At 33.0% G+C, this 13,685-nt stretch carries 15 protein-coding genes; 1 reads left to right on the forward strand and 14 read right to left on the reverse strand.

The window, feature by feature from the left end; translation table 11 throughout:
* Window position 1: 1 nt before the first annotated feature.
* From DKK79_RS09065 to rplM, 6 genes are all read right to left on the reverse strand, one after another.
* Window positions 2-1,735: an ABC transporter ATP-binding protein gene (locus tag DKK79_RS09065; protein WP_110423785.1), complete on the reverse strand. Its 1,734-nt coding sequence runs from the start codon at window positions 1,733-1,735 to the stop codon at window positions 2-4.
* Complete coding sequence (locus DKK79_RS09070; protein WP_110423786.1) at window positions 1,728-3,554, reverse strand: ABC transporter ATP-binding protein; 1,827 nt, start codon at window positions 3,552-3,554, stop codon at window positions 1,728-1,730. The genes DKK79_RS09065 and DKK79_RS09070 overlap by 8 nt, the downstream gene beginning before the upstream one ends.
* A gap of 208 nt (window positions 3,555-3,762) precedes the next feature.
* Window positions 3,763-4,167 (reverse strand): ClpXP protease specificity-enhancing factor, encoded by a 405-nt coding sequence (locus DKK79_RS09075; protein WP_110423787.1) that lies wholly within the window; start codon window positions 4,165-4,167, stop codon window positions 3,763-3,765.
* A gap of 48 nt (window positions 4,168-4,215) precedes the next feature.
* Entirely contained in the window at window positions 4,216-4,848 is a 633-nt protein-coding gene (locus DKK79_RS09080) for a glutathione S-transferase N-terminal domain-containing protein (RefSeq protein WP_110423788.1), read from the reverse strand.
* Between the two features lie 301 nt (window positions 4,849-5,149).
* On the reverse strand, window positions 5,150-5,542 hold the full coding sequence (gene rpsI, locus DKK79_RS09085; RefSeq protein ID WP_065561853.1) for a 30S ribosomal protein S9: 393 nt from the start codon (window positions 5,540-5,542) through the stop codon (window positions 5,150-5,152).
* 11 nt (window positions 5,543-5,553) lie between these two features.
* On the reverse strand, window positions 5,554-5,982 hold the full coding sequence (gene rplM / locus DKK79_RS09090; protein ID WP_034901369.1) for a 50S ribosomal protein L13: 429 nt from the start codon (window positions 5,980-5,982) through the stop codon (window positions 5,554-5,556).
* Window positions 5,983-6,259: 277 nt separating this feature from the next.
* On the opposite strand from rplM, the gene DKK79_RS09095 reads away from it, so the two are divergent.
* Window positions 6,260-6,880 (forward strand): YrbL family protein, encoded by a 621-nt coding sequence (locus tag DKK79_RS09095; RefSeq protein ID WP_110423789.1) that lies wholly within the window; start codon window positions 6,260-6,262, stop codon window positions 6,878-6,880.
* Here the strand turns inward: DKK79_RS09095 and pmrB are convergent.
* The 8 genes from pmrB to DKK79_RS09135 all read right to left on the reverse strand — a co-directional run bounded on the left by pmrB (window position 6,852) and on the right by DKK79_RS09135 (window position 13,680).
* On the reverse strand, window positions 6,852-7,952 hold the full coding sequence (pmrB, locus tag DKK79_RS09100) for a two-component system sensor histidine kinase PmrB (protein WP_110423790.1): 1,101 nt from the start codon (window positions 7,950-7,952) through the stop codon (window positions 6,852-6,854). The two genes, DKK79_RS09095 and pmrB, sit on opposite strands and share 29 nt — an antisense overlap.
* Window positions 7,953-7,984: 32 nt before the next feature.
* Window positions 7,985-8,647 (reverse strand): two-component system response regulator PmrA, encoded by a 663-nt coding sequence (gene pmrA, locus DKK79_RS09105; RefSeq protein ID WP_110423791.1) that lies wholly within the window; start codon window positions 8,645-8,647, stop codon window positions 7,985-7,987.
* A gap of 129 nt (window positions 8,648-8,776) precedes the next feature.
* Window positions 8,777-9,313, reverse strand: coding sequence for a phosphatase PAP2 family protein (locus DKK79_RS09110; RefSeq protein ID WP_110423792.1), 537 nt, complete (start codon window positions 9,311-9,313; stop codon window positions 8,777-8,779).
* Window positions 9,314-9,423: 110 nt separating this feature from the next.
* Window positions 9,424-10,122 carry an amino acid ABC transporter permease gene (locus tag DKK79_RS09115; protein WP_110423793.1) on the reverse strand — a complete coding sequence of 233 codons (699 nt, stop codon included), beginning with the start codon at window positions 10,120-10,122 and terminating at the stop codon, window positions 9,424-9,426.
* 6 nt (window positions 10,123-10,128) lie between these two features.
* Window positions 10,129-10,848, reverse strand: coding sequence for an amino acid ABC transporter permease (locus DKK79_RS09120; protein WP_110423794.1), 720 nt, complete (start codon window positions 10,846-10,848; stop codon window positions 10,129-10,131).
* Window positions 10,849-10,851: 3 nt separating this feature from the next.
* Window positions 10,852-11,679, reverse strand: coding sequence for an ABC transporter substrate-binding protein (locus tag DKK79_RS09125; RefSeq protein ID WP_110423795.1), 828 nt, complete (start codon window positions 11,677-11,679; stop codon window positions 10,852-10,854).
* A 276-nt stretch (window positions 11,680-11,955) separates the two neighbouring features.
* Window positions 11,956-12,420, reverse strand: coding sequence for a YhcH/YjgK/YiaL family protein (locus DKK79_RS09130; RefSeq protein ID WP_110423796.1), 465 nt, complete (start codon window positions 12,418-12,420; stop codon window positions 11,956-11,958).
* Between the two features lie 75 nt (window positions 12,421-12,495).
* Window positions 12,496-13,680, reverse strand: coding sequence for a sialidase family protein (locus DKK79_RS09135; protein ID WP_110423797.1), 1,185 nt, complete (start codon window positions 13,678-13,680; stop codon window positions 12,496-12,498).
* Window positions 13,681-13,685 lie beyond the last annotated feature (5 nt).

Raw genomic sequence — 13,685 nt, forward strand, 5'->3', positions numbered from 1 at the left:
GTCATGAAGTAACAGAGAATGTCTGTTTTTGTAAACTATAAAGCTTGGCAAATAAGCCATTTCTTTCCATTAATTCATGATAATTACCTTGTTCAACAATTAAACCTTTATCTAAGACAATAATATTATCCGCACCGATGATGGTTTTTAGGCGATGAGCAATAACAATCACGGTCCGATCTTTGACTAAATTAGCGATTGCTTCTTGAATATAAACCTCATTTTCTGGATCTAATGAAGCTGTAGCTTCATCAAGTAAAATGATTGGCGCATTTTTTAATAATGCTCTGGCTATTGAGATTCGTTGTCTTTCACCACCTGAAAGCTTACTACCGTTTTCACCGATTAATGTATTCCAACCATCGGGTAATCGAGCTATAAGTTCGTCACATCGGGCTATTTTAGCTGCTAATTTAACTTCCTCATCACTAGCATTATGCTTACCAATTCGAATATTATTCATGATGGTATCATCAAATAGTACTACCTGTTGAAAAACAAAGGCCATTGAGTGCATCAAGGTTTCAGGATCAATCTGTTTAATATCCTGATTACCAATGGTAATTTTACCGGAATTGACATCCCAGAAACGAGCGATCAATTGCAATAAGGTACTTTTACCGCTACCTGATGGTCCAACTAATGCCGTCATTTTACCTTCTGGAATAGTACAACTTAAATCATTGATAACACTGGCTTGGTTATAGGAAAAGTTAACATGGTCAAGATTAATAGAAAAATTGTCAAAAATTACATCATCTTTACCTTCCATGATTGATTCAGTTTGCAGACTCTTCATTCTGTCGATAGAGACAAGCATATAAAACAGTTCAGGTAATAATGTTAAAACCGATATCAAAGGACTATAAATCCGAGAACTAATAATGATAAAAGCAATAAAAGTAATTGGATCCAAACTACCGGTAACCATCAAATTAACTCCTAGGAGTACAACAATGCCTAAACCGACTTGCAATACCATGGTAGACAAGGTGACAATAATGCCGCCTATTCCTTCAAACTTTATTGATGCCCACATCATATTTTTAAGGGCCTTATCTAAGCGTTGGAATTTTTTACCACTTAAGCCGAATCCTTTTATAATCTTTATACCTTCAAGATATTCTTGAACTTCGCCTGATACAGCTAATTTGGATTGAACATGTTTTTCCCCTAATTTTTGCTCTAACCTTTTACCGACAACAACAATAATAATGGCAATCGGTAAAGTACAGAAAATAGCACTAGCCATACGCCAATCATAAAATGCTAATAGACAACATGTTATAAAGCTACTTAATGAATAACCAATCAATTGTGGTATTACATGGCTAAGCATGTTTTCTATAACAGCACAGTCTCCCATGATATTAGCTGTGAGCTCTGAAAGATCTTTTCGATTGAAAAAGCTAAGTGGTAGTTTTCGAATCTTTTCAGCAACTTCAATTCGGGTATTCGCTGCTTGACTAAAAGCATTAGTATAGGTCTTTTTATATTCTCTTTTATAACATAGTAAGAACAAAATTGCTGATACACCCCCTAAGCCAGCCATTATCCAGAGATAATAAATATTTACCGGTATTTGATTAGTTAATGGTTCAATTAACAGTATGATTATCTGTAATAAAATGATAAAAGGTAACATTAATGATAAATTGGATATGCTACAAGCTATTATAGCTTGATTAAGATTTCTACTTTCGATATCAGACAACATTAAGATTTTTTTAAACATGTGCCACCTCATCATTGCCACAAGAACCATCCATCTGCCAATCTAACGTTTGTTTATAGTATTGCCACATTTTGCAATAGGTTTGCTGACGATCAATGAGTTCGTCATGGGTTCCCTTTTCAACAAGGTTACCTTTATCTAATACTACAATCTGATCTGCATCTTTTATTGTCGATAAACGATGAGCAATCATAATAACGGTTTTACCTTCCATCAAAACTTTCAAGGCAAGTTGAATTTTATATTCGTTTTCCGGGTCAGCAAAAGAAGTCGCTTCATCTAAAATCAAGATAGGCGAATTTTTTAATAGTGCTCTGGCTATCGCTAAACGTTGCATTTCCCCTCCTGAAAGATGTATTCCTTTGGCGCCAATTACAGATTGATAGCCATCAGGCAATCTTTCAATAAACTCGTGACATTGTGCAGCTTTAGCTGCGACAATAACTTCATCTAAACTGGCATCTGGTTTACCGATTTTAATATTATCTAGAATAGTTTGTTTAAAAAGAAAAACATCTTGAAACACAAAACTTACCAACGATAATAAATAATCACTTTTCATTTGCCTAATATCCACACCACCAATCGTTATTGAACCTTTATTTGGATCAAAAAAGCGAGGAATGAGTAAAGAAACTGTGCTTTTACCACTTCCCGACAGTCCAACTAGCGCGGTAGTGGTTCCTTGTTTGGCATCAAAAGAGATATTATTCAATGCATTATTTTCTGGAGCATCACTTGCTTCATTTGTATCATAAGTGAAAGTAACCTCATTAAAACGAATATCATAATTATCGACTTCAAGGCCCAATTCAGGTTCAACCAATGGCTTAGTATTTAAAATATTATCCATATTTTCAACACTTTTCACTGCTCTTTGTAAACCTTGTGAGACATACAAAAGTTTAAAAAATGGCGCTGGTAATGCCAATGAGAAGATTAAATAGAAAATAGAAGCCAAAATAAAATTTGCATAATTATCAGTCACACCTAATAACAAAATTATTACTGGAACAATAAAAAGATAAATGTTATTTAAGATAAGGATAAAAAATGCCATATGGTATTTGAAGCAATTAATAAACCTAAGGCAATATTGTTCATAGGCTTTGATTGATTCATAAAAACGTTTAAATGAGAAAAACGTTTGGTTAAAAGCTTTGACAACCGTTATTCCTCGAATATATTCCACTGATGCATTGCTCATATCAACAAGTCGCTTTTGAAACTCTTGCATATTGTTTTTGATACCTTTTCGACGGTAACCGCTGATTAACACAATATAGGCTAAGATTATTGGTACTAACGTTGCTAAGCCTAGACGCCAATCGAAAAAGGCTAAAATAATTAATATAATCACAGGTGTTGCAAATGATCCAATGATATCTGGTAATTGATGGGCAATAAAAATCTCAATTTTTTCAATATCATCATCAACAATTTTTCGTAATTCTCCACTCGAATGTGCAGTATAAAATCCTAGTGGTAAACATGATAAATAACGAACAAAATTATATTTTAAATGATAGAGAGTTTTAAACGCTGCAATATGTGAACAACAGAGTGCAAGAAAATTAAAAAAGATTGAAGAGGCTGCGGCAATAAAAGCCAACCAGCCATAACTAATGATAAGTTCACTATTTAATAGTTGATGATTTACCAAGGCCGTTATTATTTCGTAAACAATATAATAAACTGAAATAAAAGGAATAAAAGCTGTCGCCACACTCAGGATTGAAAATAAACAAGATAAAATAATTATTATTTTATATCTAAATGTGAGTTGCCAAAGACGATAAGTGGGATTACTCGTTTTCATTGAATGAATACTCCATATCCGAAATAATAATCATTATCAATTATAAATTGCGAAATAACAATTCTTTTTATACATTGCATGATTTATCTTCGCTATTATTTAGATAGATATTACCTTAGGTAGAAAGGTATCCTATTTTGGCAATATTCAAAATAGGATAATGAAATTAGGTTAATAAATAAAAATAATTAGGAGTAGCTAAGAGCAGTTATTTAACAACCCGGAAAGGATTAGCTGGTTTGTTTTTTTCTGATGGTTTATTTGTGCCTTCCCTTAATGCTTTGTAATGCGGTTCATCTTCAAATCCCATCCCCACTCCATTTTCACGGGCATAGATAGCTTCAATGGCGGCCATTGGTACCACGATATGTTGCGGAACGCCGGAAAATCTAGCATTAAATTCAATTTGATCATTAGTTACCAAATATTGCCCAACAGATTGAGGAGCAATATTAAGTATTATCTGATTATCTTTTACAAACTCTTGAGGAACTAATACGCCATCAATTAAAGTATTAACCACAATATAGGGGGTTAACTCATTATCTAAAATCCAATCATAAAACGCCCTAAACATATAAGGACGACGAGGAGTCATATTATCAAGTTCCATAATGGCTACCTTGTTGAATTACTAAACTGTAATTTTTAAAATAAAATATTATGCTCTTATTTTTCTTTCATCTTCAGTTAACGAGCTTATAAAAGCAGGACGTTCAAAAATACGTGCCATATATGAAAGATAATTTTTCTCAGCAATTTTCGGCAATTCAATACCTATCATCGGTAAACGCCAAAGTAATGGAGCAAAATAGCAATCGCACAAAGTAAAATCATCACTCATAAAATAATCTTTTTCTTTAAACATGACAGATATAGAAACTAAATCATCAAGTAAATTTTTACGTGCTTCTTTGGCTTTGCTACTATCAGGATCTGCTAAGATGGTTTCGTAAGCACTGTACCACTCTTTTTTAATACGATACATTGTTAATCGAGAGTTTGCTCTAACAATTGGGTATACCGGCATTAATGGTGGATGAGGAAAACGTTCATCTAAATACTCTAGTGCAATATGTGGTTCATATAGAGTCAGGTCACGATCGATTAATGTTGGAATTGAACCATATGGATTAAGATCCAATAATTCTTGAGGTAAATTATTTGCTGTAACAAATTCAACCTCAGCGGTTACCCCTTTTTCTGCCAACACGAAACGAATCTGATGGCCGTAAATATCAGTTGTATCACAAAATAATGTCATTACAGAACGTTTATTAACAGCAACAACCATGTTCACTCCAAATATGCAAATTTAAAATAAGTTATTATATGATCACTATTCTAGCAAATTGGATAACAAATTTGTTAAAAAAAATGTATTTTCTTTTGTTTTTTCTAAGAATAGTCTTTTTAAACTTTTGTTAATGGCTTTTAAAAGAAGTGAAACAGATGTAATAAAATAACTTATCTAATTGAATAATATATAATTAAATTAAAGATAAAACCATAGATATTGTAGCTTATTGAGCAATGAAAAATTTAAAAAAAACCCAGCATAAACTGGGTTTTGAAACAAATTTGTAACGTAATAATTAACGTTTGCTGAATTGTGGACGACGACGAGCTTTGCGTAGACCCACTTTTTTACGTTCAACTTGACGTGCATCACGAGTAACAAAGCCCGCTTGACGTAATGAAGAGCGTAAAGTTTCATCATATTCCATTAATGCACGAGTAATACCGTGACGAATCGCACCAGCTTGACCTGAAATACCACCACCTTTAACAGTAATGTAAAGATCAAGCTTGTCAGTCATTTCAACTAACTCTAAAGGTTGCATAACAACCATACGAGCAGTATCACGACCAAAGTATTGCTCTAATGAACGTTTGTTAATAATGATATTTCCACTACCTGGTTTAATAAACACGCGAGCAGCAGAACTTTTGCGGCGACCTGTACCGTAATATTGATTATCAGCCATCTTCTATCCCCTTAAATATCTAATACTTGCGGTTGTTGTGCCGCATGATTGTGCTCACTACCAGCATAAACTTTAAGTTTACGGTACATTGCACGACCAAGAGGACCTTTCGGTAACATGCCTTTTACAGCAATTTCGATGACTTGTTCAGGATGACGTTCAATCATTTCTTTAAAAGTCGCTTCTTTAAGTCCACCAATGTAGCCAGTATGACGATAGTAGATCTTATCAGTGCGTTTTTTGCCTGTTACAGCAACTTTTTCTGCATTGATAACGATAATATAGTCACCTGTATCAACATGTGGTGTATATTCTGCTTTGTGTTTACCACGCAAACGGCTTGCGATTTCAGTAGCTAAACGACCTAACGTTTTACCTGCTGCATCGACAACATACCAGTCGCGTTTAACTGTTTCTGGTTTAGCTGAAAAAGTACTCATTTGTATTTATCCAAATTTTAATTAATCTCACGTTAATAAATCAATTGATTTATTTACACTTTTTGATCGCTACTATTTAATTAACTAACCCCTTCGAGTTGTTATACTAAATGTTGACAATCGAAAACAGTATTGGGAAGAACACTGTTGTAACGTGGGTGGCAATATTATACAGAAATAATACAAAAGCGCTAGGATTTATAATAAAAAAAGCATGGCGATAAAAAACAGTAACTGCTACACTTTTACCTAACATTCACAAATACGATAAAGATTGATGGAAAACTTAATTCAACTTACAGAGAAAGATTATATAAGTAAAGGGTTACACCGCAAATGCTATCATCATCCCGATGATCCTAATAAATGTATCAAGGTTAATTATAATGATGGCGCAGAAGAAGAGACCAACCGTGAAATTGCTTATTATAAACATCTTATAAATCGCAACATATCATGGGATGTATTAGCCAAATATTATAGTCCGGTAACCACTAACTTTGGCCAAGGTCATGTTTTTGAGCTTATTCGAGATTATGATGGAAAAATCTCTATACCATTAGAAAAATACCTATTCGATGAACAGTTAACCAAACAATATTATGCAGCGTTAGTTGTATCACTTAAAGCATTAAAAGTCGCATTACTAAAAGATCGCATTATTACAATGACAATCAAAAGTAAAAATATACTATTTCAGCACTTATCAGCTGAAGAAAATCGCTTAATTATTATCGATAACATAGGTAATTCGACCTTTATTCCTATCGCTAATTATGTGGGATTTTTTGCCAAAGCAAAAATTGAACGCACATGGCAACGATTTTTATCATCACTTATTCGAGAAAATCAGCATAATACATTAATTACTAAGTTAATTGATGAAGTGAATCATTAAGTCTGACTTCGGCAATAGTACCCATTTTATGGTCTTGCCGATTTCTTAAAGTAAATTGCCCATGATGTAATTTAGTTATACGGTTGACAATACTTAAACCTAACCCTATTCCATCATGTTTACGATCCATTCTGAAAAAAGCTTGAGTTAATTTTTCGGTTTTTGATTCATCAATCCCATATCCTTCATCTTTGACCGCTAATATAATTTCTTCTGAACCTTTATAAAAACAGATAGTGATTTTACTTTTATTCGGACTATATCGATTACTGTTTTCTACTAAATTACGAATCAATAAACGAATCAAGGTCGCATCACCATTAAAAGTAATATTATTACTCGCAATTTGCCAATCAATAGATTGTTGTTTTTGTTCGGTTAACTCAGTTAATTCATCATAAAGAGGGAGTTGAATATCATCATAAAAATTAATTTTTTGATAATGACCTAAAGTAAATTTTTGATTTGCACGAGCTAGCAACAACAGTTGTTCCACAGTACTAACTAAGCGATCTATACGTTCGATTAATTCATGACAATCTATTTTTTCTTTAGCTTCTAACAATTCTAAATGTAAGCGAATTCCGGCTAATGGCGTGCGCATCTCATGGGCAACATCAGCAGTAAACAAACGTTCTTGGGAAAGCGTATTATTGAGTCTTTCAAACAACTTATTTAATACCGTAGTAATAGACTTAATTTCTCGCATATTACTAATCGGATTTATCGGTTTAAGATTATCTTCGGTTCTTTGATTAAGATCTTTTTCAAGTATCTCAAGTGGTTTAGTAATCCATTTAATTGCCTTATAAGCTAAAAACAGGGTCACAACCATCATGGAAAATACTGAACAAAACAATGCAAAAATTGCTTCTAACTCTTCATGCTCAATCACTTCAGCTATTTTATTTTTACTCAAGGTTAAATTAACTAAAGCATCAATTTGTTCTTTACTTTCATACCACAACCAAAAAACCGTGATGATTTGGCAAATTAACATAATTGCACCCAACGTAAGAAATAGATTCCAACGAATACTATGACGGATGTTATTCAAAGACTTTTCAATCATAAATTTGCCATATAATAAGAATAAAAAAATAACTAACTATTAATATTTAGTTGATAACCATATCCACGTACGGTTTTAATTAAATCTTTACCGATTTTATTACGTAGTGCATGAATATAAACCTCAAGCACATTTGAATTGGGATCACTTTGCCAATCATAGAGGTCATTTTGTAATAAGCTTCGGTGCACTTTTTCACCCCCTTTTAGCATCAGTCGAGATAATAAAATAAACTCTTTAGGCGTTAATATCACCTCTTGATTATTTAAAGTGACTTTTTGCAGTTTAATATCAATTGAAATAGGACCATAACTAACAACATTATCTGCTGTTCCTTGATTTCGACGAATCAACGCCCTTATTCTGGCTAACAATTCGGTTAAAGCAAACGGTTTAATTAGATAATCGTCAGCACCAAGATCTAAACCTTCAACTCTATCTTCAATTGTGTCGCGAGCAGTTAAGATAAGAACCGGAATATCGATATTTTTTTTACGCCATCGACTAAGTAACGCTAAACCATCACAATCTGGTAGCCCTAAATCCAGAACAATTAAACTAAACTGCGCAAACTCGACAAGCTCTTCAGCTTGCTTTCCATTCGATGCAACTTCACAAACATAGCCATTAGAGGTTATCGCATCATATAAACCTTTTTGTAATAAACTATCATCTTCTACTATAAGAATTTTCATTATAATGTTACCTAATGTAGAATTGAGAAATGTTAAAGTTAACATTAAGAACTATTATACGCTTTACAATTTATTCATTGAGCTTATTAAAAAATTTATATTATTCAAATAGTTATAATATAGCGGTAACTATTTAAAACTATTATAACGTATAATCCCTATTTTTTTGACTAAATAAACTGATATAAAACTGAACAAAATACCCACTAGTATATCTAATGGCCAATGAACGCCTAGATAGATACGACTCCAACAAACTAACAATGCCACAACCGTACATAAATAAGCTAACGCCTTAAACTGCTTTTTATAATTTAGATAAATTGTGAAGCAGATAGTCCAAACAAAAACCGCATGCTGACTAGGAAGAGAGCTAGTTTTGTCATGAGCTAAATAATTAGTACCAATATTTTGTACAAATGGTCGCGGTAAATAAAAAAGATGCCGAATGATGAAGGTTATGATGCATGCTAATGCTAACCCTAAAGCCATTTTTATAATTAACTGTCTATATATAGGTCTAAATAAAAAATATATTACCAATATACCGATAAGTGCTAAGATTAAATATTTAGCACAAAAGATAGCAAAGAGAATAAATAATTTAGAAGCTTTTTCCTGAGCATTAATTAATAAAAAAAGATGAGTGTTCATATCAAGCAACATACAACGACCTATATAACAATATTTAATTGTAATTTAACTAATAAAGCTTAAAAGAACCTTAACAACGATTTTGAGCTTTATATAGATGTTTTTATTTCATGAAACAATATTTAAATATTTATCTTCTTTCTTCGAGTAAATAAATGAAGCTTCGGTAACACTGATACGCTGAAATCAAGTGCAGCACAAATAATAAAATAGACAATAATAACAAACAAAAATATTTCAGTTGGATAAACCATACTTCGATTATTAATTTGAGTAGCAATAAAAGTAAACTCGGCAACACCAACTATATAGGCTAAAGAGGTATCTTTAATTAATGATACCCATTGATTAACAAATGATGGTAGCATCATTTTTAACGCTTGTGGCAAAATAATAAAAAATATGACCTGTTTTTTATTTAAGCCCAATGAAAAAGCTGCTTGCCATTGTTCTTTGGCAATAGCAACCATTCCCGCATGTACAGAGTGTCCAATATAGGCCCCGCCAATCAAGGATAAAGCAAAAATAACAGTGGCGATAGCCGGTACATCGACATTCAATAACACGGGTAATAAAAAATAAGTCCAAAATATCAGCATAATGACGGGGATAGCTCTTAAAAAGCCCAAAACCACAACTAAAAGTTGACGTAAAAAACCTCGACAAACAGTCAAACCAATACCAGCAAAAATTCCCAAAATAGTCGAAAAGATAATAGCCACAAAGCTCATCAACAATGTCAAAACAATGCCGCCAGGGAAGTTCCCCCACAATAGGTAATCTAAATTATTCCAAATAACTTCAAAACCTTTAAAATCCATAATGCATTAGACCTTGTTTAATCGCTTTGATTGATAAATATTACCAAAGGTACCCACCATCACAATAGCTAAAATATATAAAAATGTGGCTATCGCAAAGTCCTGAAATGTTTTTAGCGATTCGGTTTCAACTTGGCGTGAAACATAAGATAGTTCCAAGACGCCAATTGCCATTGTTAAGGAGGAATTTTTGATAATATTCATATATTGACCAATTAGTGGAGGAAATGCGATACGAATGCTTTGCGGTAAAATAATAAATCGCATACTTTGCCAACGAGTAAGACCTAAAGCTAATGATGCTTGTTCTTGTCCGTTACTTACGCCCAAGATTCCTGCACGAAATTCTTCAGCAATAAAAGCACTCGAATAACATGTTAAACCAATTAATCCAATAATAAACTCAAAAGAAGGTATTTTTAACGTGAAAAAAAGCAGTTGGATTTGTGGTTCATCAAATAACCATATTTTAAATTCCACCGGTAATAAATTACCGACACCAAAATACCAGAAAAAAAGTTGCGGTAACAATGGAGAATAACGAAATATGGCGTTATAACCGATGATTACGGCTTTGATAATTTTGATTTGGCTTTGTTGAGCAATAACTAGCAAAAATCCCAATATTGTAGATAAAATGATGGTTAAAAATGAAATAGCAAGCGTAACTAAAAAACCATCCCACAACCACCACAAATAACGTGGCTCTAGTAATTGCTCAAACATTATTTATTGACCTTTACCAATTTTGAAATCACCACGAGGCATGGTTGAATTAGTATCTGGTCCAAACCAACGGTTATAAATAGTTAAGGCTTCACCATCATTTTCAAGTTTTAATAATATTTGGTTAACTTTTTCTTGCAAACGAGTTTCCCCTTTTGGAATACCAACAGCTTGATATTCTTGAGTAATACTAAATGGTGAAATTTCGAAAGCAGCCCGTTGTTCTTCAGGAAGATTAGCTAGCAAACCAATTAACTTCGCATCGTCTTGAGTAATAGCTTGTACCACACCATTGCGTAATGCGGCAAAAGCAAAAGGCGTATCATCATATGAGATCACTTTAGCGGTTGGGAACTTTTCACGTAACGTAATTTCCATTACTGTTCCTTTATCTGCTCCTATGCGAAGATTTTTAAGGTCATCAGCAGTTTTTAATAACCCTTTTTTAGCTACAAACTTCTGACCGGTAGCAAAATAAGGTAAGCTAAAATCGACTGTTTTAGCCCGCTCGTCAGTAACCGTAAAGTTTGCCACAATTAAATCCGCTTTTTGTGAAGTAAGTAGAGGAATGCGATTAGCTGGATTAGTAGGAACGAGTTCGACTTTTACCTTTAATGCTTTGGCAATTTCATTGGCATAATCAACATCAAGACCGGCAATTTTATTGGTTTTTTCATCAATAAAGCCAAACGGAGGATTACTATCAAAAACAGCAATCTTAATCTCCCCCCGTTTTTCAATATCATCCAAACGATCTGCATAAGCAGAATTAACATTCAATAATGTACCGATTAAAGCAACAGCTGTTAACGATTTAGTTAGAAATTTCATGACAGATCCTCAATAAGGTAATTTGGTGTTTACTTAAAAAGTCTACCAATAAACACTCTTAGTGCTAAATAACAAAAATTTACATCTATATAACTATTGGTTATATGTGATAATTAGCCTAAAAATTAATTGACTTAAGAGGATAGATAGCGAGATAAATTAACCAAGACTTTACAACATTGTTATAAAAACAACCATATAAGTCTACTGTAAAGTCAAATAATGCGTTTACAATAAACTTAAATAGGATTTAACTTAATCTTAATGAAATTACAATTAGATAATTTCTACAGGAACTTTGAATACTGCTTTTCGAACTTTCTTAGGCGTATCAACCATACACAATGCTTGATGTGGTTCTCCTGGATAAAAAGTAGCAAAATCCCCCTCTTTTAGATGAATAGAATTAGTCAACAAAGGTTGTTCTAGAATAAAAAGATCTGGTTTTTTCTCAAAATATGAATCAGAACTACAATCATTTAATCCATAACGGATAATTTCTTCACCGTCTAAAATTAATTGAATATCTAAATATTTTTTGTGAAATTCAGTATGCCTATCTTGAATTGGTGAAGTAATTGAATCACCTATATTATAAAACCATTTTTCACCCTCTAATTGATAACGACCATCGCCTAAACTTTTTAAATAATTTAGGCTTGTTTCTGGCTGAGACAAAATATCATATAACGATTTTGGTAGTGTTGCTAATTTCAAAAAATTCATATTCCCTGCAATCATCATTACTCTCCATTACATTGTTTAAAATAATATCTAATCCAATATTGCCCATCAAAATTGATGGGCTAGATTAAATTATTTACCAGCTTTAACCCAATTTTCATCAACAACGACATATTTAATTGCCATGCGGAAATAGGTATAAGCGATATGGAGTTTGCCATCTAAACCTTGTTTGATACTAGGATAAGAAAACTCTCTATTCAATTTATCTTTAGAATTATTCGACATACAGTAACCATCGCCTTCATCTAAATTACGAATAAAAGACCATGTGTTACCATTATCGGTTGAAATAGCTAAAGACATCGGTGCTCTTGGAGCTCCCCAAAAAGCATTTTTTTGTCCTTGAATGATAGCGGCTTCTTTTTTATTGGCGCTACTACTATCTTCAATTTCATCATATAACGATACTCGTCTTTCTTTAGCATCCTTCGCGCTTGAATTATTGAAAACTAAGGCGATATGACCATTATTCAATACGGTTGCTTGAATAGACGAATTATTATTAGGTAATTTTGTAGGAATTGGTTTTGTCCAGGTATATCCACCATCATTAGATCGACTTTCATAAATATGATCAGCCCAACGACTACGGAAAAGAGCATATAAGCTATTATCCTGTAACATCATAATATTCATATGAACACAACCAAGACTGTCTGGTATATCAACATTAGTCCAAGTGTTACCTTTGTCCTTTGATATCATTACACCACTAGTATCATAGCTACCAACCCATTTTTCACCAGGTTTAGCAATACAATAAAATACTGGTAATAACCAATCACCATTTGGCATAACTGTTATAGGTTGCCTTATAAAAATGCCTTTATCTGAGTCTTCAAGAAGTGTATTTATTGGCCCCCAAGTTTCACCGAAATCATTTGATTTACGATAACGAACGATTGCCGTATCTTGATTACCTGCAACTTGAGCTGTATATAAAAGCCATAACACATTGTCTGGATCCAAAAAGAATAATGGATTTTGTTCAGAACGAGTGGCATCGTCAGAGAGTTTTATTGCTTTGCTCCAGGTATCTGAGCCTTTCTTCAATCTTGAATAATAAGCCGAAATATCCGCAATCCCTTCTTGTGTACCACCAAACCATGTACAGAGCAAATCACCATTTGGCAATGGTAATAAATTTGCAGCATGGTTTTGTACACATTCAGTTGGTAAATAAGCATCAATGCGTAATGGATCAGAACTATTTGTGGTCAATTTTCCGCTACAGTCCAATGTAATTTTCGTCATTCATT

It is taken from the genome of Gilliamella apicola (assembly GCF_003202915.1).
GTDB classification, from domain to species: domain Bacteria; phylum Pseudomonadota; class Gammaproteobacteria; order Enterobacterales; family Orbaceae; genus Gilliamella; species Gilliamella apicola_Q.

Excerpts from the sequence above, each read along its gene's own strand:
- DKK79_RS09115 (WP_110423793.1), bottom strand. The coding sequence starts at position 10,122 with ATGGATTTTAAAGGTTTTGAAGTTATTTGGAATAATTTAGATTACCTA.
- DKK79_RS09130 (WP_110423796.1), bottom strand. The coding sequence starts at position 12,420 with ATGATTGCAGGGAATATGAATTTTTTGAAATTAGCAACACTACCAAAA.
- DKK79_RS09065 (WP_110423785.1), bottom strand. The coding sequence starts at position 1,735 with ATGTTTAAAAAAATCTTAATGTTGTCTGATATCGAAAGTAGAAATCTT.
- DKK79_RS09070 (WP_110423786.1), bottom strand. The coding sequence starts at position 3,554 with ATGAAAACGAGTAATCCCACTTATCGTCTTTGGCAACTCACATTTAGA.
- pmrB (WP_110423790.1), bottom strand. The coding sequence starts at position 7,952 with ATGATTGAAAAGTCTTTGAATAACATCCGTCATAGTATTCGTTGGAAT.
- DKK79_RS09120 (WP_110423794.1), bottom strand. The coding sequence starts at position 10,848 with ATGTTTGAGCAATTACTAGAGCCACGTTATTTGTGGTGGTTGTGGGAT.
- DKK79_RS09075 (WP_110423787.1), bottom strand. The coding sequence starts at position 4,167 with ATGGAACTTGATAATATGACTCCTCGTCGTCCTTATATGTTTAGGGCG.
- rpsI (WP_065561853.1), bottom strand. The coding sequence starts at position 5,542 with ATGGCTGATAATCAATATTACGGTACAGGTCGCCGCAAAAGTTCTGCT.
- rplM (WP_034901369.1), bottom strand. The coding sequence starts at position 5,982 with ATGAGTACTTTTTCAGCTAAACCAGAAACAGTTAAACGCGACTGGTAT.
- DKK79_RS09080 (WP_110423788.1), bottom strand. The coding sequence starts at position 4,848 with ATGGTTGTTGCTGTTAATAAACGTTCTGTAATGACATTATTTTGTGAT.
- DKK79_RS09125 (WP_110423795.1), bottom strand. The coding sequence starts at position 11,679 with ATGAAATTTCTAACTAAATCGTTAACAGCTGTTGCTTTAATCGGTACA.
- DKK79_RS09135 (WP_110423797.1), bottom strand. The coding sequence starts at position 13,680 with ATGACGAAAATTACATTGGACTGTAGCGGAAAATTGACCACAAATAGT.
- pmrA (WP_110423791.1), bottom strand. The coding sequence starts at position 8,647 with ATGAAAATTCTTATAGTAGAAGATGATAGTTTATTACAAAAAGGTTTA.
- DKK79_RS09110 (WP_110423792.1), bottom strand. The coding sequence starts at position 9,313 with ATGTTGCTTGATATGAACACTCATCTTTTTTTATTAATTAATGCTCAG.
- DKK79_RS09095 (WP_110423789.1), top strand. The coding sequence starts at position 6,260 with ATGGAAAACTTAATTCAACTTACAGAGAAAGATTATATAAGTAAAGGG.